The sequence below is a fragment of the Flavivirga aquimarina genome, assembly GCF_030540835.1.
GTDB lineage: Bacteria > Bacteroidota > Bacteroidia > Flavobacteriales > Flavobacteriaceae > Flavivirga > Flavivirga aquimarina.
Map to the genome: position 1 here is coordinate 24,810 of NZ_JAUOEK010000120.1, position 20,793 is coordinate 45,602.

The following is a 20,793-nucleotide window of genomic DNA, read 5'->3' on the forward strand; positions in this document are numbered from 1 at the left end:
TTTTAGTCTATGACAGAGGAAGCTATAGAAAAAGAAAATGCAGCGATTACAAAAGCCTACAAAGAATTATTAAAAGTTAGTTATACAACGCTATCTAACGATGATAAAAAATTAATACGAAAAGCTTTTGATGTTGCTATAGACGGCCATAAAGATCAACGCAGAAAATCTGGAGAAGCCTATATTTTTCACCCTTTAGCCGTAGCAAAAATAGTAGCTCAGGAAATTGGGTTGGATGCGACTTCTATTGCTGCTGCCCTACTCCACGACGTTGTTGAAGATAGCCTGGATTACACTATAAAAGATATTGAAAAATTATTTGGAAAAACCATTGCTACTATTGTAGATGGACTCACAAAAATATCTTCTTTAAGTAAAGAAAAAGACATGAATGTGTCTTTACAAGCAGAAAACTTTCGTAAAATGCTGCTCACCCTTAACGATGATGTACGTGTAATTATAATAAAAATTGCAGATAGGCTTCATAATATGCAAACTATGGAGTCCATGCGCACTGATAAACAGGAAAAAATCGCTTCTGAGACATTGTATATTTATGCTCCGTTAGCGCACAGAATCGGCTTATACAACATTAAAACCGAGCTTGAAGATTTAGGATTAAAATACACAGAACCTGATGTTTACAACGACCTTTATGACAAAATAAAAGAAAGTAAAGAAGAGCAAGATAAATACATAGAAGAATTTAGTGAGGTTATAAAAAACTCATTAAATAAAGAAAATTTTGAATACACCATAAAAGGGAGACCAAAGTCTATTTTTTCGATTAGAAAAAAAATGCTCAATCAAGGAGTCTCTTTTGATGAAGTATATGATAAGTTTGCAATAAGGATTATTTATAAAAGTGATGAAACTAATGAAAAGTTTTTCGCTTGGAAAATATACTCTGTAGTAACAGATCATTTTAGGCCTAACCCAATACGCCTTCGCGACTGGATTTCCTCTCCCAAATCTACGGGATATGAAGCCTTACACATTACTGTTATGGGACCTAAAGGACGTTGGGTAGAAGTTCAGATACGAAGTGAGCGCATGAACGAAATTGCAGAGAAAGGGTATGCAGCTCATTATAAATACAAACAAGGTAACGAAAAGGAAGATAATTTAGAGAACTGGATTAACAAACTCCAAGAAGCTTTAGAAAATCCCGATATAAACGCTGTAGACTTTGTCGAGCAATTTAAACTTAATCTATATTCACAAGAAATATTTGTATTTACTCCTACCGGAGAATTAAAATCATTACCAAAAGGTGCTACATCTCTAGACTTTGCTTTTAATATCCATACCGAAGTTGGTATGAGAACTAGAGGAGCTAAAGTAAATGGTAAATTAGTACCGTTAAGTCATCAATTGCAAAGTGGTGATCAGGTAGATATTTTAACTTCAGAAAGCGCTAAACCCAATGCAAACTGGCTAGACTACGCAACTACAGCCAGAGCCAGAAGCAAAATAAAATCAGCTTTAAAAGAAGATAAAAAACGCATAGGTGAAGATGGTAAAGAAATTCTTAGAAGAAAGCTAAAACAATTAAAAATTACGCTGAATGAAAGCTCCACAAACGAATTAGTTAACTATTTCAAACTTAAAACAAGCCTAGACCTATTTTATAGAGTTGGTATTGGTACTATCGATAATGCCATGATTAAAAGTTTTGCTACATCGAGAAGTAATGTCTTAATGAGTTTTATTAAAAATAAAATTTCAAGAAAGACAACTATTAACAAAGAAGACTTAGAAAAAGAAGAGGTAACTGCAAAGTACGACTCTTTAGTTTTTGGTAAAGAAGAAGAAAAGCTTGACTATAAAATATCAAATTGCTGTAACCCAATTCCTGGTGATGAAGTTTTTGGTTTTCTAACAGTTAACGAAGGTATTAAGATTCATAAAAAAAATTGCCCTAACGCACTTAGCTTACAATCTAATTATGCATATAGAATTATGCAAGCCAAATGGATTGACTCTACACAACAAGAATTTTTGGCTCAAATTAGAATTACAGGAATCGACCATATAGGGTTAGTAAGCGATATTACCTCTATTATTTCAGGCAATATGCATGTAAATATGAAAAGCTTAAGTTTTGAAAGTGATGACGGATTATTTTCTGGAAAAATCAATGTTGTTGTAAAAAACAATACCATCATAAAAAAGCTTCTGGAAAAACTTAAAAAAATTAATGGTATAGATAAGGTTACCAGAGTGTAAAAAATGTGTAAATTTGCAATGAAATTATGAATGCAAAGGCAGATACAAAAAATCAAGACATAGTTAAAAGCGTATTTACTAGCTTTTTAGAAAGTAACGGACACAGAAAAACGCCCGAGCGCTATGCTATACTTCAAGAAATTTATAATAGCACAGAACACTTCGATATAGAGTCGTTATATCTTAACATGAAAAACAAGAAATATCGTGTGTCTCGTGCAACACTATACAACACTATAGAATTACTTCTAGAATGTGGTTTGGTAAGAAAACATCAGTTTGGACAAAACCAGGCACATTACGAAAAATCATATTTCGATAGACAACATGATCATGTTATACTTACCGATACCGGGGAGGTTATAGAATTTTGTGATCCAAGAATTCAATCTATAAAAAAAACAATAGAAGACATTTTCGATATTGAAATTAATAACCATTCGCTCTATTTTTACGGAAATAGAAAATCAACTAAATAATTAATGTTACAATGGCAGTAGATTTACTACTAGGACTACAATGGGGAGACGAAGGCAAAGGGAAGATTGTTGACGTTCTTACTTCAAACTACAATATTATAGCTCGTTTTCAAGGAGGTCCCAATGCAGGACATACTTTGGTTTTTAACGGCAGAAAACATGTTTTGCATACCATTCCTTCAGGAATATTTCATGATAATGCTACTAATTTAGTAGGTAATGGTGTTGTTATAGACCCAGTTATTTTTAAAGGAGAACTAGACAAATTAGAAGAACAACATGTAGATTACAGAAAATCTTTAGTTATTTCTCGTAAAGCACATATTATTTTACCAACACACCGTTTATTAGACGCAGCAAGCGAAGCCTCTAAAGGAAAAGCAAAAATAGGCTCTACACTTAAAGGTATTGGCCCAACTTACATGGACAAAACCGGCAGAAATGGTATTCGTGTGGGCGATTTAGAATTAAGCGACTGGAAAGAACGTTATAGAGCATTGGCCAATAAGCACGAATCTATGATTTCTTTTTATAACGTAGATATAGAATATGATTTAGCAGCACTTGAAATAGAATTTTTTAAGGCTATAGACGTTTTAAAATCTTTAACATTTATAGACTCTGAAGAATACATCTATCAAGCACAAAAATCCGGACAAACCATTTTAGCAGAAGGCGCCCAAGGTTCTCTATTAGATATCGATTTTGGAACCTATCCTTTTGTAACATCAAGTAATACAACTGCAGCCGGTGCTTGTACCGGTTTAGGTGTATCTCCAAATCAAATAGGTGATGTATTTGGTATTTTTAAAGCCTATACAACCCGTGTTGGTTCAGGCCCTTTCCCAACCGAGCTTTTCGATGAAGACGGTAAAACTATGGCACGTGTTGGTAACGAATTTGGCGCCACTACAGGGCGGCCAAGACGTTGTGGCTGGTTGGATTTAATTGCTTTAAAATACGCATGCCAGGTAAATGGTGTTACTCAATTAATGATGATGAAAGGCGATGTGCTTTCAGGTTTTAAAACTTTAAAAGTATGTACCGCTTATAAATATAAAGGTGAGGTTATTGAACATTTCCCTTATAACATAGAACCGGAAAATGTGGAACCAATTTATACTGAGTTTAACGGTTGGGAGGAAGATTTAACAGAAATGTCTGAAGCGTCACAATTACCACAAGCTTTAAACGAGTATATTGAATTTTTAGAAAAAGAATTGGAAATCCCTATTACCATAGTCTCTGTAGGACCAGATAGAAAACAAACTATTTTTAGAGAGCAATTAGTTCACTAAAAATATAAAGTATATATTATAAGAGGTCGTTTAAAAGTAATTTTTAGACGACCTCTTTTTGTTTTACAGTAAATCATAAAAAAATCCCAACAGATAATTAAACACCATTTTAATCGTTATTTTTGCGACAAATCTTTTATATTTTGAACAAACTACAAGTTTTACTTTTTATTCTTTTTATTGGCTTTGTTTCAATATCTAAAGCACAAGAAAAAAAGAAAATAGAAATTAAGTATTCTGGATTTTTAAATGTAGATGAAGAAAAATATCCGGGTGCCAAAGTTTTAACACGTGACGATGCACAACAAGTACACATAGAACACAAAGGAGCAAATATGTGGTGCGATAAAGCTATTCACTATAGTCAAGAAAATTTTATTGAAGCTTATGGTAATGTTATAGTAAAGCAAGGAGACACCATAAATATGACTTCAAAATATGTTGAGTATAGTGGTTTATCAGGCTTAGCTTTTGCGAGTGGCGATGTTGTTTTAAAAGATCCGAATTCTACCATATCTTCCGATACATTATATTTTGATCGCATCAAACAACAAGCATTTTACAAAAATGGTGGAACTGTTGTAAAAGATTCGTCTGGAACCATTACCAGTAAAATTGGTCGATATTACATGGAAATTAGTAAATATCAATTTGTTGAAGATGTCGTTATGGTAAATGAAGAATCGACTATTAACTCTAATTTTTTCGATTTTTATTCAGATACCGGTCATGCTTATTTATTCGGACCTTCTACAATAACAACTCCAACAAGTAAGACCTATTGCGAAAAAGGGTTTTACGACACCGAAACCAAGATAGGATATGCCCTAAAAAAAGCAAAAATAAATTACGATAATCGTATCATAGAAGGTGACAGTTTATATTTTGACAACAATATTAGTTTTGCTTCAGCCACCAATAACATAAAAGTCACCGATACTATAAATAACAGCATCATAAAAGGTCATTATGCAGAAGTATTTAAAGAAAAAGATTCTGTATTTATTACGAAACGTGCCTTAGCAATTACCTTACAAGAAAATGATTCTATCTATATGCATGCAGATAAAATCATGGTAACCGGTAAACCAGAACATCGTATTATAAGAGCCTATTATAATGCTAAAATATTTAAATCTGATCTCAGCGGGAAAGCAGACTCCATACATTCAAATCAAAAAACCGGGATTACTCAATTAATAAATATAGATCGTTTTTCTTCTGGCGATAAGTTTTCTACAAAACGTAAACCTATCATCTGGAATATTGCAAATCAAATGACTGGTGATACCATTCATTTAATTTCAAATACCGAAACAGAAAAAATAGACTCTCTAAGAGTTTTCGATAATGCCTTTATTATAAGCAAAGATACCATAAGTGAAAATGGATATAATCAAATTTACGGCATGAAGTTAACAGGGTTGTTTAATGAAGAAAATCAATTACGGCAAGTAGACATCGTTAAAAATGCTGAGTCTATTTTTTATACACGCAATGACAAACAAGAACTTATAGGAATTGATAAAGCCAAATCTGGAAGTATTTCCATGCTTTTTGCCGATGGCGATATTGAAGAGTATAACCGAATAAATCAAGTTGACGGTAAATTACATCCAGAATCTAAATATCCTGAAAAAGAAAAAATCTTAAAAGGTTTTGATTGGCGTGAAGATGAACGTCCTATGAGTGTTGAAGATTTATTTAATGACGATCCACCTTTAGTTCTACCAGTTATAAAAGGATTAGAAGATTATGTTCCCCAAGAAAATTTCTTTGATGAAGACATGCTAAAACGTATTGAAGAAGCCGATAACCGAGCAAAAACTGACGAGAAAAACCCCTCGAAAGCATCAAGAAATATACCTACTCAAATAAAGGGCAAACAGAAGCTTACAGCCCCTAAAACTATAAAATAAGAATTAAGAAAACTTAGCGACCCTAGGGTTTCATATTTGTAATAATGACCTCTGATTTTTTTAAATATCAAGCGCAAACAACCCCCCATCCATTGGCTATGGAAATTTCTCATGCCAATGGTTCTTATATTTATGATACCCGTCATAAAGCATATCTGGATTTCGTTGCAGGCGTATCTGCATGCCCATTAGGACATAACCATCCGAAAGTTATAAATGCTATTAAAGAACAATTAGATAAGTATTTGCATGTTATGGTATATGGGGAATATATACAAAAGCCAGCTGTAGAACTTACTAAATTACTAGCTAAAAACTTACCAGACCCTCTGGAAAAAACATACTTAACAAATTCAGGCACAGAAGCTATTGAAGGTGCTTTAAAACTAGCAAAACGTGCTACCGGAAGAAGCCAAATCATAGCAGCCCATAAAGCATATCATGGCAATACTATGGGATCTATGAGTGTGATGGGGTTTGAAGAAAGAAAACAAGCTTATAGACCATTACTGCCCGATGTACAATTCATTACATTTAATAATGAAATAGATTTAGAACACATCACCACAAAAACAGCATGTGTTATTTTAGAAACCATACAAGGTGGTGCCGGTTTTATAGAACCTAAAGAAGGGTACTTAGAAAAGGTACGACATCGTTGCGATGTTGTTGGAGCCCTTCTAATTTTAGACGAGATCCAACCAGGTATTGGCAGAACAGGTAAACTTTTTGGTTTTGAACATTACAATTGTATTCCAGATATTTTAGTTACCGGCAAAGGTTTAGGCGGTGGTATGCCTATAGGCGCTTTTACTGCATCTACAAAACTAATGGACTTACTACAGGATAACCCTAAATTGGGACATATTACAACCTTTGGCGGTCATCCAGTTATTGCCGCATCTGCTTTGGCAACCCTACAGGAAATTACAAAAAGCAACTTAATGCATCAAGCATTAGAAAAAGAAACATTATTTCGTAAACTTTTAGTCCACCCATTAATTAAAGAAATTAGAGGTAAAGGACTCATGCTTGCTATTATAACCTTTTCAGAAAAAGTAACAAATACATTAATTCTTAAGTGCCAAGAAGAAGGCTTAATTCTCTTTTGGCTTCTTTTTGAGCCTAAAGCAGTAAGAATTACACCTCCTTTAACCATTTCTAACGAAGAAATCACCAAAGGATGCGATCTAATCATTAAGGTTTTAAACACAATTCAAAAATAACTACACAACTTCAACGTTCTGTAAATCAAAACAAAAGAGTCTAAAAAATCTTATAAAGTACAGTTGTTGATTACTTTGTTAAAAACATTTACTGAATTTATCGTAATAAACACAAATAGAAGCTTAAATTTATTCAAGTAGAAACTTACAAAAGTGCTTATGGAGTTCAGTCATAACGACAACAACAATTTGCCTCTATTAAAATTTGAATCGATGTTAAAAACAAACAATATTTTGTTTTTCGATTCTGATGAATTTGAAAACATCATTCACCACTATCTAAATCAAGGTAAAATAGCTTTAGCAAAAAAAGCTATCAAATTAGGTTTAGACCAGCACACTACCTCTATTAGTTTAAGACTTTTTAAAGTTGAAGTCTATGTATTTGAAGACAAGTTAATTGAAGCAGACACTTTGCTTAATGAACTTTATAACTTAGACCCTATGAATGAGGAAATCTACATTCAAAAAGCAAATATATTATCAAAAAAAGATGACCATCAACAAGCCATTGAGGTGCTAAAAAAAGCACTAAGATTAACTGATGACATTATTGATTTGTATTCTTTAATTGGTATGGAATATCTATTTTTAGACCAATTTGAAGATGCTAAAGTATATTTCATGAAGTGCTTAGAAGAAGATTTAGAAGATTATTCTTCACTTTACAATGTTATATATTGCTATGAATATCTAAACCAGAACGAAGAAGCCATTACGTATTTAAATATGTTTCTGGATAAAAATCCATATTGCGAAATAGCATGGCATCAATTAGGAAAACAATACTATGGCTTAAAAAAATATATAAAAGCTTTAACTGCTTTTGATTTTGCGATTATCTCAGACGATACTTTTGTAGGAGCATATCTTGAAAAAGGTAAAGTTCTTGAAAAATTAAAACGTTTTGAAGACGCTATTGAAAATTACAGTATTTCTTTAAAACTGGACGAACCCACATCATTTGCTTTATTACGCATAGGTAATTGTTATGAAAAGTTAAAAAACGATGATTTAGCAGTTCAATATTATTATAAAACTGTTCACGAAGACCCTTTATTAGATAAAGGATGGATAGCAATAACAAAGTATTATAATAGAAAAAAGAATTACCAAAAAGCTTTGTATTATATAAACAAGGCAATCAATATAGATCCTGAAAATGTCATCTATTGGAAATTGTACTCACAAATTAACCAACGACTTAATTTTTATGAAGAAGCAGAACGTGGATTCAAAAAAACTTTAGAATTAGGAAATCATGAACTCAATACATGGCTTTCCCGCGGTGATTTATTAATAAAACTTGGTGAGCCTGAAGCTGCTATTTTTAATTTTGAACAAGCCATGGATTTTTATCCGGAAAACGCAGAGTTAGAATATCGGTTGGCAGGTCTATACTTTACTTTAAACGAAAATGACAAAGGCTCATTTCACTTAAAAAATGGTATCCGTTATAACGAAGAATACGCTTTTATAATTGATGAACTTTTCCCTGAGGTCTCTAACAAAATATTAGTAAAAACGCTGCTTAAAACAAATTTATAAGTTAACACTTTATTTGTTTTTTGTTACCATTTTAAGATATTGGGTATAGCATTTTTGTTAACTATTTTTATTTCTGATAGTACTTTTTAATCATAAATATTTCATTAAAATGTATACCTTTGGTTTTAGCTTAAATATTAGAATATGCAAAGACGTTTAACCGATTATTTAATCATTTCTTTAAAAGGTTTAGCTATGGGGGCAGCTGATGCAGTTCCTGGTGTTTCCGGTGGTACCATTGCATTTATATCTGGTATTTACGAAGAATTAATTTCATCTATTAGCAACATAAATATTTCTCTTTTTAAAACGCTTTTTAGTAAAGGCATAAAAGCATTTTGGAAGCAATTAAATGGGAATTTTTTACTTGCATTAGCAACAGGCATTATAATAAGTTTTGTATCATTTATGAAACTTGCCAAATATTTATTAGAAAATCATCCTATTTTAATTTGGTCTTTCTTTTTCGGATTAATAGTAGCTAGTATCTATTTTGTTGGAAAACAAATTTCTAAATGGAACATAGTTGTAATTATAGCTTTAATTATTGGTGCCGGTATAGCGTTTTATATTACAAGGCTTCCTGCTTTGGCATCAAATGAAAGCTCTCTATTTTTATTTTTGGCTGGCTCCATAGCCATTTGCGCCATGATATTACCTGGTATTTCGGGGTCTTTTATATTAATTATACTAGGAGCTTATAAAACGCTTAGTGATGCCATTCATGATATGGACATAAAAAAACTATTCATTTTTACCTGTGGTGCTGTTATAGGTTTACTTAGTTTTAGCCATATTTTAAAATGGCTTTTTAAACACTACCACAATATTACATTAGCATTGCTTACCGGTTTTATTTTTGGCTCTCTAAACAAAGTATGGCCATGGAAAGAAACCTTAACATGGCATACAAACTCTAAAGGCGTAAAAACGCCCGTTTTACAAGAAAGTATTTCTCCTTTTTCTTTCGATGGTGAAAACCAACTTCTATTTGCTATTATATTAATGATTATTGGTTTTTTAACTATTTTTATTCTTGAAAAAATAGGTTCAAAAAAACAGTAATGGAAAGTACCAGAACACTTACCGATAAAATTTTCCTTATTCTAAAAGGGTTAGGAATGGGAGCTGCCAATAAAGTTCCTGGTGTATCTGGTGGTGTTGTTGCTTTTGTAGCTGGTTTTTATGAAGAATTTATTTATTCGCTCAAAAAGATAAATGGCAAAGCATTTAAATTATTTATTAACGGTCGCTTTAAAAGTTTCTTTAATTACATAAATGGTCGTTTTTTAAGCTTGCTCTTTTCAGGAATGATTATTAGTTATTTTAGCATTTCTAAAGTTTTAGATTATTTGATAAAGCATTATGAGCTTTATGTTTGGAGTATTTTCTTCGGAATGATTATAGGTTCTATTTATTATATAAACAAAGACTTTAGAGAATGGAATTATAAAACTTACTGCTCATTAGTTATAGGAATTATAGTTGGTTTAAGTATTAGTTTTTTTAATCCTGCAAAAGAAAATGACAATCTTTTGTTTGTATTTTTTTGTGGTATTATAAGCGTATCTGGCATGACACTTCCAGGGTTTTCAGGTTCGTTTATACTCATCTTACTAGGCAATTATGTGTTATTATTAGTAGATTCGGTAAATGCACTTTATGACACTTTTTATGAAGTTCTAGGAGGTAATTTTACTTTTATTGATAATGCAGAACGTATAAGAATGCTTAAAGTTTTAGCAATGTTTACCTTAGGGTCTATAACAGGCTTAGTTACTTTTTCTCACCTGCTAAGTTATATTTTAAAACATTACAAAAGCATAACAATATCTGCCATCATTGGCTTTATTATTGGATCGCTAGGTGTTGTATGGCCCTGGAAAAAAACAGCATATAAAATGACTATAGATGGTCATTTTATATTAGATTCGACAGGTGAGAAAATAATAGAAAACTATAGTCGTTTCATGCCAAAATTAAATACAGAAACTTATTATGCCATAGCATTTATAATGTTAGGGATTGCTATAGTATTAGCCTTAGAATGGTATGGAGAAAAAACCAGAAAAACATATGAATAAATTAGGCCTTTTAGGCAAAGATATATCATACTCTTTTTCAAGAGCATATTTTAAAAAAAAGTTCGAAACTGAAAAGATAACTAATACAACTTATGAAAACTTCGATATTGAAACCATTAATTTATTTCCTTCTATAATAAAAAACACTTCAAATTTAAAGGGATTAAATGTTACTATACCTTATAAAGAAGTTGTTATCCCATATCTTAATAAAGTAAATAAAAAAGCGAAAGCTATTGGTGCAGTAAACACTATAAAAATCACTAAAAATGGCAAGCTAATAGGGTACAATACAGACTGTTACGGATTTAAAAAAACTATTGAGCCTTTCTTAAAACCGCATCACCAAAAGGCTTTAATTTTAGGAACCGGAGGCGCAAGTAAAGCCATTGCATATAGCTTAAAAAAACTAGGTATAGCTTATCAATACGTTTCAAGAAATAAGTCTGAAGGAATTGGGTTTACTTATGATTCTTTGACTGAAGATGCCATAAAAAATCATCAAATCATTATAAATTGTACGCCATTAGGCACTTTTCCAAATATTGATGATTGCCCAGATATTCCATATCAATCTATAACAAATCATCATATTTTATTCGATTTAATATATAATCCCGAAGAGACAAAATTCTTAAAACTAGGCAAACAAAATAATGCTATAACCATAAACGGATTAAATATGTTAAAATTACAAGCAGAAAAGGCATGGTCCATATGGAATTTGTAGTAAAAATCCTCCTATAATAGTTAAAACCTTTTCTTAATCTTTGTTAATAATAGACTTGTTAGTATCTTTAAAGTCAAAAGTAATTTGATGAACTTTAACATTTTTAAAAATGTCTGATATTAATAAGCTGCAAAAAATCGAAAAAAACAATGAAGATGATGCAACCTTAGGTCAATCTAATAGTGACTTAACGAATGATGCTTCATTGGAATTAAATGAAGATCAAAAAGCAGATGCTACCAATTCTGAGGAAGTAGATAATACTACAGATAGTGTTGTAAATGATGACACAAAAGCCCCTGATGAAGACGAAAATGTTAAGACAGATGATAAGGTAGTAGCTTCTGATACCAATAAAGAAGACGAAACTGTTACAGATAAAACTGACGATGTTGTAAACGAAGACACTAAAACCCCTGATGACAAGATTGTAGCTTCTGAAACCGATAAAGAAGACGAAACCGTTATAGATAAAACTGATGACGTCGTAAACGAAGTCACTGAGACCCCTGATGCAGATGATAAGGTTGTAGCTTCAGAAACTGATAAAGAAGATGAAGCTGTTACAAATAAAACTGATGACGTCACAAACGAAGTCACTGAGACCCCTGATGCAGATGAAAACGCTAAGGCAGATGATAAGGTTGTAGCTTCTGAAACTGACAAAGTTATTAATGAAATAGAAGAGTCTAACGCAGAAGACGCAGAAGATGAAGGTAATAAAGAGAGACATACTATTGAAGTTAAAGAGTATGATACTATGTCTTTGGAGGCTCTTGCTATTGAAATAGAAAAGCTTTTAAAGAATGAAAAAATACAAGCAATAAAGCCCCACGTAGATAATATAAATGCTACCTTTAAAACTAAATTTCAAGCTCTTATAGATAAAAAAAAGGAAGAGTTTTTAAATGAAGGTGGTAACGAAATAGATTTTTATTATTCTTCTCCTATTCAAAAAAGATTTAAAGAAGCTTATAAGGAATATAGAAAAAGGCTAAATGAACATTACCAAAGTTTAGAAAAAAACTTAAAGCAAAATTTAGCGGACAAACTCGAAATTATTGAAGAATTAAAGGGTCTAATTAACCTTGAAGAGAATATAAATACAACTTACAAACACTTTAAAGAATTACAAGAACGTTGGCGCAATACAGGTCCTATTCCAAGAGATAAGTACAATAATGCCTGGAATAGTTATCACCACCATGTAGAGATTTTTTATGACTTCCTACATTTAAATAGAGACTTACGCGATTTAGATTTCAAGCATAATTTAGAGAAAAAATTAATGATTATTGATCGTGCTGAAGAGTTAGCTAAAGACGACAATGTCATGCGTGCATTTAGAGAGCTACAGGAACTACATAAAATGTGGAAAGAAGAACTTGGTCCTGTAGCTAGAGAACACAGAGAAGAGATCTGGGAACGCTTTAAAGCTGCCACAAAAATTATTAATGACAAACGACAAGTTTATTATCAGGAAATAGATAAAGTTTACGAAAAAAACCTTGAAACCAAACTTGAAATTATAGCCAATATTGAAGCCATAAATACTCAGGAAAGCAAATCTCATAGTTCGTGGCAAAAGAAAATTAAAGACATTGAAGAATTACGCAATGCGTTTTTTAATGCTGGAAAAGTTCCTATAAAACTAAATGAAAGCACTTGGGCTAAGTTTAAAGAATCTGTACGCATTTTTAACAGGCAAAAAAATGCTTTTTATAAAGGACTTAAAAAAGAGCAATATAAAAACCTTCAGCAAAAACTAGACCTTATTAAAATAGCTGAAGATAATAAGGATAGTGACGATTTTGAAGTTACTACGCCATTGATGAAAAAAATCCAAAGTGATTGGAAAAAAATTGGCCACGTACCAAGAAAAGATAGTGATAAAATCTGGAAGCAGTTTAAATCTGCTTGTAATGCTTATTTTGATAAGTTACATGCTAAGAGGAATGCTGCAAATCAGGAAAATATAGATGCTTTTAATAAAAAGAACGATTTCTTAAATACCCTTAAAGATTTAAAATTAGAAGATGATGCTAAAGATAAAAACCTAGCAACTATAAAAGAACAAATTACGCAGTGGAGAAGTTTTGGAAAAGTACCAAACGATAAGCGATATATTGAAAGTAAATTTCAAAAGACTATTGACGGCTTACTTGCAAGTTTGAAAATGGATAAAAATGAAGTTGAAATGATAAAGTTTGAAAACAAACTAGATAATATCAATACTTCTGATGATGATAATAGAAATTTAGACAATGAGCGCTCTTATATCCGTAAAAGAATTGATGAAGTAAAAAGTCAAATCAACCAGTTAGAAAATAATTTACAGTTTTTTACTAATGTTGATGATGACAATCCGCTTGTAAAAGAAGTACACCAAAACATTAAAACACACAAGGATTCATTAAAACTTTGGAAAAGCAAGCTTCAGAAAATTAAGGATTTTTATTAGATTTTTTTGGTTTTAGCTTAATAATAAAATTAAAGTTACCTGTTCTAGTCCAAAAGTGAAGTAGAAATAACTTCTTTTAATTTTATAAAACTCATTCTAATTTATTTAGTATTTCTTTTTAAAATCTCATAATTATCTTTTTTATAAAAAGATGTGTACTTTTCATTTATAAAATGAAAAGTATTTTCCCCATATAGTTCTTTTACAATTGGAAAATTTATTTCGTTTAGAATATAAAATGGGGGGTTATTTTGCAAATCTTTAAATACAATTTGCCTTTCCACATCACTAGTTATAAAGATAGAATGAAAATACCTACTTGAAGATAAACGATTTGAACAATATAATGTTTTCACTAAATTTGCATTTTCCCCCAAAACATATATATAATCTTTTTCATCAGTACTTTTTTCTATCCATTCTCCTAATTCCTCATAAATAGGTATTTCTTGATTTTCGCGTATGAGACTTACAGTATGTTTAAACTGTTTATATGGAAAAAATAGTGAAATTACAGTGACAACAAATAACATCTGCATATTTTTATCATTACTAAAAAACTTCCTATAAAAAAAATCAGCAATACCTATCCCTGACAATATAACAATTGGAATCAGAAGTTGTTTTATTTGATGTCCATAATAATAACCTGAAGCATTAACCCCTATAAAATCTATAATTAACCAAATAAAAAGACCTATAAAGTATTTATTTTTTAAAATCTTCGTTTTATAAAATGCCAAAAATAAGAACAGATAAAAAATAGTAAATTTTGAGTATATAAAAATGTCAGCAAAATTATTTACTCTCGTTTCAAAATTAGGAGCTTTAGAACCTTTATTAATCAAAATTAACCAAGTTCCTTCTATATATTCGATTAACGAAACTCCAAATATTAATAATATCAAATAAATCGCTAAAAAGGATAAAATAACTCCAGTACTAATAATAATAACTCCTATTACCTTTTGGACTTTGGTTTTTCCTTGAGAGGAATAAATTAAAAAAAAAACGAAAAGAGCTATTAAAGTGGTAATCGCTATTTGCTTAAACGAAATAGCCATTCCCATTGATAAACCAGCTAAAAGTAGCATTTTCGTTTGCATTCTTTTATTATTAGTATGAGTTATAAAATAAAAAGCAATTATTGAAAATAAGAGCATAAATGTCTCTGTTTGGGCAAAACAAAAACCATCCAACAGAGACCAACTCATAACCAAACTAAAAATACACATGGCCAAAATACCAGATAATTTACTATGGACTTTTTTACAAAAAAGATATATAAAATATGAAGATGTTATAATAGCAAATATTCCAATAATTCTAACAAACAAGATACTCCCATTAAAAATATAATCTGAAATAGCAAATAGAATAAAAACCCCTGGAGTCTTATTCTCAACAGAACCTATATAAGGAGGTATTCCATTTCTATTCCAAATCCTTCCAATATAACTCCATAAAGATTCATCAAATCCAAAAAATGGGTGTAGTGCTATAAATATTAAAATCGTTAGCAGGAAAACACTAACTATAAAAGGGTTAAGAAATATACTGTAGACTTTACTTTTCTTCATGATATGTTTCCTCAACATTAATTTTCCAAATATTCTCTTTTGAAGTTATTCCATTAATAATATTATTAACAGCTGTCATAGCCGTTAACATGGAATGGTCTTGGTTATTATATTTGTGCATACCATTCCTACCAATTAAGAACAAATTTTCGATATTATCTGTAAAGTTTTTAATAATCTCAAACTTTGAATACGTACCAAAATATGCCGGATAAGCTTTTGGCACTTTTATAATAGTACTATCCATAACGTCATCACTATCTATGATATTTATTAATTCAAGTTCTTTAATCGCAAAGTCGATAAACTCTATATTATTTTTGCTCCATAACTCATCTCCTACATTACAGAAATATTCTAAACCTATCCATATTTTATTTTTATCTGGTACTAGATAAGGCGACCAATTATTAAAAATTTGCAACCTTCCAATTTTCACTTCTTTTTCTTGAATATAAATCCAATTATCTAATACTTCTCCACCATAATCAGCTAATTTTAGTTTATTTAATAATAAACCTACAGTAATAAAATCTCTATATTTTAATCCCTCGCTAACAGATTTCACATTTTTAGGTGCGTTATCTCCAAAACTCCTAATTAAATGTTTTACAGGCATTGTAGACAAAAAATAATCCCCTTCTTGGGTTTTGTTAACTCCTAAAGTTCGATCAAAATAAACAACTTTTTGAATACTATTATTATCAATATCTATCTGTATCACTTCAGAATTCATGATTAGCTTACCTCCTCCATCTTCAATAATCCCAGCCACAGTCTCCCACATTTGCCCTGGGCCAAATTTAGGATACATGAAATTTTCAATTAAACTAGTATCAATGCTTTTTTGTTTAATAGATTTATTCTTTATAAAAAAAGATTTTAATATATGAAGAAGTGCTTTAGAAATAGATAATTTTTTTATACGTTGGGCTCCCCAATTAGAATCGATTTTCGAACATGGTACTCCCCAAACCTTTTCAGTATAGTCTTTAAAAAATGTCTCATAGAGTTCTTTACCAAATCTGCTAATGAAAAATTGTTCTAATGAAGTTATATCCTTAATTGGAAAAATTTTTATCGAAATATATGTCCACCCAATTTTTAAAATTTTATAATAGCCTAATGAAGATATTGTTTTCCAATTAATTTTAATGGGGTAATCAAAAAATTTTCTTAAAAAGAAAATACGTGATAACCTGAATCGAATTAACATAACCCTATCTGTTTTTTCAGGGTCTGGTCCATTCAAAGAAAACTTTGATCTTGCAGTTCTTCTTACAGATTCATTCTCATAAATCTCATCTTGAGCAGGAGCCCCTTGAATAGGCAATATATTTTGCCACCATTTCATGACCACATCTGATTTTGAAAAAAATCGGTGCCCTCCAATATCAATTTTATTTCCCTTATAAGTTTCAGTTCTTGATATCCCACCAAACTTATCAGACATTTCGATAACTACTGGTTTAATATCCGTTCGTTTTACAAGCTCATATGCAGCTGTTAAACCTGCTGGTCCAGCTCCAATAATTATTGCGTATTTGCTCATAAAGTCTCTTTCTTTTTAACCATTTTTAATTTATAAGTGATAAAATATTTATATTCTCTTTGCTTCTTCCCAAAAAACGTCCATTTCTGCTAAAGACATATCTTTTAAAGGTTTGTTAATTGCCTTTGCTTTTTCTTCCAAGTATTGAAAACGTTTAGAAAATTTTTTATTAGTGCGTTCTAAAGCGTTTTCCGGGTTTATATTTAAAAATCTGGCATAGTTTACCATAGAAAACATAACGTCTCCAAATTCGCTCTCCATAGCGTCTTGATTGCCAACTTTTATTTCATGCTGAAACTCTTGTAATTCTTCTTGCAATTTTTCCCAAACTTGCTCTGGTTTCTCCCAGTCAAAACCTACTCCAGCTACTTTTTCTTGAATTCTATTGGCTTTCACCAATGCAGGTAAGCTTCTAGGCACCCCTTCTAAAACACTTTTTTTGCCTTCTTTAAGTTTAAGGTTTTCCCAATTGCGCTTTACATCCTCTTCATTCTCAACGTTTACATCGCCATAAATATGTGGGTGTCTGTTAATTAATTTTTCGCAAATACTATTGCAAACGTCTGCTATATCAAAATCGTTCGTTTCACTTCCTATTTTAGAGTAAAATACAATATGAAGCAATACATCACCTAATTCTTTTTTTATCTCTTCTAAATCGTTATCTAAAATGGCATCGCCAAGTTCGTACGTTTCCTCAATAGTTAAATGCCGTAAGGTTTCCATCGTTTGTTTTTTATCCCATGGGCATTGCTCTCTAAGCTCATCCATAATGGTTAATAATCTATCAAACGCTCTAAGTTGGTCTTGTTTGGTGTTCATTTTAGAAGTTTTTGTAAAAATAGTATTTTTGATGATCTTGTATAAGAATTTAAATGTTCAAAAATCTATCCTTTTGTTGATGTTCGACTCTGTCAAGTGCCTTTGCTACAAATTAAAATAGCACTCGATATAAACAAGTGCTAACAGAGTCAAAACAGTACTCATTGTATATGAGTCTTAACATAAAACATTACAGTAAATAAGTTGAACGTTTTTGAAAAGACCTACTAGGTTTTAAAAACCTGGTAGGTCTAAAAACTAATTAAGCGTTTTCTTTCTTTATTAAGTTTAATGCAGAACCTTCTTTAAACCACTCAATTTGAGAATCGTTATAGGTATGGTTTAATTTGATTTCGTCTTTACTACCATCTGTATGTACAACTTCAACTGTTAATTGCTTACCAGGAGCGAATTCATTTAAATCTGTAAAGTTAAATGTATCGTCTTCTTGAATTAAATCGTAATCTGCTTCATTAGCAAATGTTAACCCTAACATCCCTTGCTTTTTAAGGTTTGTTTCATGAATACGAGCAAACGATTTTACAATAACCGCAGCAACACCTAAATGTCTGGGTTCCATAGCCGCATGCTCACGAGAAGAGCCTTCTCCGTAATTATGATCTCCCACAACTATTGTTTTTACTCCCGCAGCTTTATAAGCTCTTGCTGTATCTGGAACACCACCAAACTCTCCAGTTAATTGGTTTTTAACAAAGTTTGTTTTTTGGCCAAACGCGTTAACAGCTCCAATTAAACAATTATTAGAAATATTATCCAAATGTCCACGAAAACGCAACCAAGGTCCAGCCATAGAAATATGATCTGTAGTACACTTTCCAAACGCTTTAATTAATAATTTAGCACCTGTAATTTCACTTCCAATTGGCTCAAAAGGTGTTAATAATTGTAGTCTTTCCGATGTTGGACTAACAGATACTTCTACACCACTTCCGTCTGCTACTGGTTCTACATAACCGGATTCTTCTACCGCAAAACCTTTAGGTGGTAATTCCCATCCTGTTGGTTCATCAAACATAACTTCTTGGCCATTTTCATTAATCAACTTATCTGTTAACGGATTGAAATCTAAACGACCTGCAACGGCAATAGCCGCAGTTAATTCTGGTGACGCCACAAATGCATGTGTATTGGGATTACCATCTGCACGCTTGGCAAAGTTTCTGTTAAATGAATGTACTATACTATTTTTAGGAGCATTTTTAGGATCGCTATATCTAGCCCATTGCCCAATACAAGGTCCACAAGCATTAGTGAAAATTTTAGCATCCAATTTTTCAAATACATTAAGAATACCATCTCTTTCGGCTGTATAACGAACCTGTTCAGAGCCTGGATTAATACCTAATTCTGCTTTCATTTTCAAGTCTTTATCCAGAGCTTGTTGTGCAATGGAAGATGCTCGTGATAAATCTTCATAAGAAGAGTTTGTACAAGAACCTATTAAACCCCACTCTACTTTTAATGGCCACTCATTTTCAGTTGCTTTTTCAGTCATTGCCGATCCAACTTCAGTAGATAAATCTGGAGTAAATGGTCCGTTTAAAAGCGGGCCTAATTCAGATAAATTTATATCGATAACTTGATCAAAATATTGTTCTGGATTTGCATAAACCTCAGCATCTGCTGTTAAATAATCTTTAACTTGGTTTGCTGCATCAGCGATACCTTCTCTATCTGTAGCGCGTAAATAACGTTCCATGGACTCGTCATAACCAAATGTTGATGTTGTTGCTCCAATTTCAGCACCCATATTACAAATAGTTCCTTTTCCTGTGCAAGACATAGATGTTGCTCCTGGCCCAAAATATTCAACAATAGCACCTGTCCCTCCTTTCACGGTAAGGATTTCAGCAACTTTTAAAATAACATCTTTAGGTGCCGTCCATCCAGATAATTTACCTGTTAACTTCACACCAATTAATTTAGGAAACTTTAATTCCCAGGCCATACCTGCCATAACATCGACCGCATCTGCACCACCAACGCCTATGGCAACCATTCCTAAACCGCCTGCATTTACCGTATGTGAATCTGTACCAATCATCATACCTCCTGGAAATGCATAGTTTTCTAACACCACTTGGTGAATAATACCAGCTCCAGGCTTCCAAAAACCAATACCATATTTGTTAGAAACAGATTCCAAAAAGTTAAATACCTCACTACTTACGCTATTTGCATGTTTTAAATCTACCGCAGCACCTTCTTTGGCTTGAATTAAGTGATCACAATGCACCGTAGTTGGTACGGCTACTTTACTTTTTCCGGCCTGCATAAATTGCAACAATGCCATTTGCGCTGTAGCATCTTGACACGCAATTCTGTCTGGTGCAAAATCTACATAGTCTTTTCCTCTTTCAAAAGCTTTGGTAGGTGTACTATCCCAAAGGTGATTGTACAATATTTTTTCAGAAAGTGTTAGTGGTTTTCCAACAATTTCCCGGGCAGCATCTACGCGCTCTTTCATTCTCGCGTAAACCCCTTTTATCATATCAATGTCAAATGCCATAAAGTATATTATTTTTTGCTTAAGTGCTTCCCAAGATACGAAATAAGTACACGATTGAGAATTTGTATAACAAAAATTAGTCTATTTGAAATACAATTCAATTGCAATTTTTATCTTTACAACCTGTTATACTAATTTTTACCATATTATCTAAGTCTTTCTAAAAAGACAAGCTCAAAAAAATGAGTATTAAACGCACTGAATTCTTCTTATTTCAATGCACAGATAATTTGTACCATTTATTATAAAATTTTAACAAAATAGATTATCACAAATGGGTTAATTTATTACCATCCCTTGTATTTGCCCCTTTATAGTGTGATTAATTATACAAC

At 31.7% G+C, this 20,793-nt stretch carries 14 protein-coding genes; 10 read left to right on the plus strand and 4 right to left on the minus strand.

Annotation, left to right across the window (positions count from 1 at the left end; translation table 11 throughout):
* Window positions 1–9 precede the first annotated feature (9 nt).
* The 10 genes from Q4Q35_RS11450 (at window position 10) to Q4Q35_RS11495 (ending at window position 13,974) form a co-directional block, all read left to right on the plus strand.
* Window positions 10–2,229 carry a RelA/SpoT family protein gene (locus tag Q4Q35_RS11450; protein ID WP_303278109.1) on the plus strand — a complete coding sequence of 740 codons (2,220 nt, stop codon included), beginning with the start codon at window positions 10–12 and terminating at the stop codon, window positions 2,227–2,229.
* 26 nt (window positions 2,230–2,255) lie between these two features.
* Complete coding sequence (locus Q4Q35_RS11455) at window positions 2,256–2,708, plus strand: Fur family transcriptional regulator (protein WP_303278110.1); 453 nt, start codon at window positions 2,256–2,258, stop codon at window positions 2,706–2,708.
* 11 nt (window positions 2,709–2,719) lie between these two features.
* Window positions 2,720–4,006 (plus strand): adenylosuccinate synthase, encoded by a 1,287-nt coding sequence (locus Q4Q35_RS11460; RefSeq protein WP_303278111.1) that lies wholly within the window; start codon window positions 2,720–2,722, stop codon window positions 4,004–4,006.
* Between the two features lie 143 nt (window positions 4,007–4,149).
* Entirely contained in the window at window positions 4,150–5,925 is a 1,776-nt protein-coding gene (locus tag Q4Q35_RS11465) for an OstA-like protein (RefSeq protein ID WP_303278112.1), read from the plus strand.
* A gap of 44 nt (window positions 5,926–5,969) precedes the next feature.
* Complete coding sequence (locus Q4Q35_RS11470; protein ID WP_303278113.1) at window positions 5,970–7,151, plus strand: aspartate aminotransferase family protein; 1,182 nt, start codon at window positions 5,970–5,972, stop codon at window positions 7,149–7,151.
* A gap of 159 nt (window positions 7,152–7,310) precedes the next feature.
* On the plus strand, window positions 7,311–8,699 hold the full coding sequence (locus Q4Q35_RS11475; protein ID WP_303278114.1) for a tetratricopeptide repeat protein: 1,389 nt from the start codon (window positions 7,311–7,313) through the stop codon (window positions 8,697–8,699).
* A gap of 144 nt (window positions 8,700–8,843) precedes the next feature.
* The gene (locus Q4Q35_RS11480) at window positions 8,844–9,764 is read left to right on the plus strand and encodes a polyprenyl-phosphate transporter (protein WP_303278115.1); all 921 of its coding nucleotides are present in this window, start codon (window positions 8,844–8,846) and stop codon (window positions 9,762–9,764) included.
* Window positions 9,764–10,783 carry a DUF368 domain-containing protein gene (locus tag Q4Q35_RS11485; RefSeq protein WP_303278116.1) on the plus strand — a complete coding sequence of 340 codons (1,020 nt, stop codon included), beginning with the start codon at window positions 9,764–9,766 and terminating at the stop codon, window positions 10,781–10,783. The genes Q4Q35_RS11480 and Q4Q35_RS11485 overlap by 1 nt, the downstream gene beginning before the upstream one ends.
* Window positions 10,776–11,513, plus strand: coding sequence for a shikimate dehydrogenase family protein (locus Q4Q35_RS11490; protein WP_303278117.1), 738 nt, complete (start codon window positions 10,776–10,778; stop codon window positions 11,511–11,513). Before Q4Q35_RS11485 ends, Q4Q35_RS11490 begins: the two co-directional genes overlap by 8 nt.
* Window positions 11,514–11,622: 109 nt before the next feature.
* Window positions 11,623–13,974 (plus strand): DUF349 domain-containing protein, encoded by a 2,352-nt coding sequence (locus Q4Q35_RS11495; RefSeq protein ID WP_303278118.1) that lies wholly within the window; start codon window positions 11,623–11,625, stop codon window positions 13,972–13,974.
* 101 nt (window positions 13,975–14,075) lie between these two features.
* On the opposite strand, the gene Q4Q35_RS11500 is transcribed toward Q4Q35_RS11495, so the two are convergent.
* From Q4Q35_RS11500 to Q4Q35_RS11515, 4 genes are all read right to left on the minus strand, one after another.
* Window positions 14,076–15,572, minus strand: coding sequence for an ArnT family glycosyltransferase (locus tag Q4Q35_RS11500; protein ID WP_367892741.1), 1,497 nt, complete (start codon window positions 15,570–15,572; stop codon window positions 14,076–14,078).
* The gene (locus Q4Q35_RS11505) at window positions 15,541–17,106 is read right to left on the minus strand and encodes an NAD(P)/FAD-dependent oxidoreductase (RefSeq protein ID WP_303278120.1); all 1,566 of its coding nucleotides are present in this window, start codon (window positions 17,104–17,106) and stop codon (window positions 15,541–15,543) included. The genes Q4Q35_RS11500 and Q4Q35_RS11505 overlap by 32 nt, the downstream gene beginning before the upstream one ends.
* Window positions 17,107–17,154: 48 nt before the next feature.
* Complete coding sequence (gene mazG / locus Q4Q35_RS11510) at window positions 17,155–17,928, minus strand: nucleoside triphosphate pyrophosphohydrolase (protein ID WP_303278121.1); 774 nt, start codon at window positions 17,926–17,928, stop codon at window positions 17,155–17,157.
* Window positions 17,929–18,190: 262 nt separating this feature from the next.
* Window positions 18,191–20,458 (minus strand): aconitate hydratase, encoded by a 2,268-nt coding sequence (locus Q4Q35_RS11515; protein WP_303278122.1) that lies wholly within the window; start codon window positions 20,456–20,458, stop codon window positions 18,191–18,193.
* Window positions 20,459–20,793 lie beyond the last annotated feature (335 nt).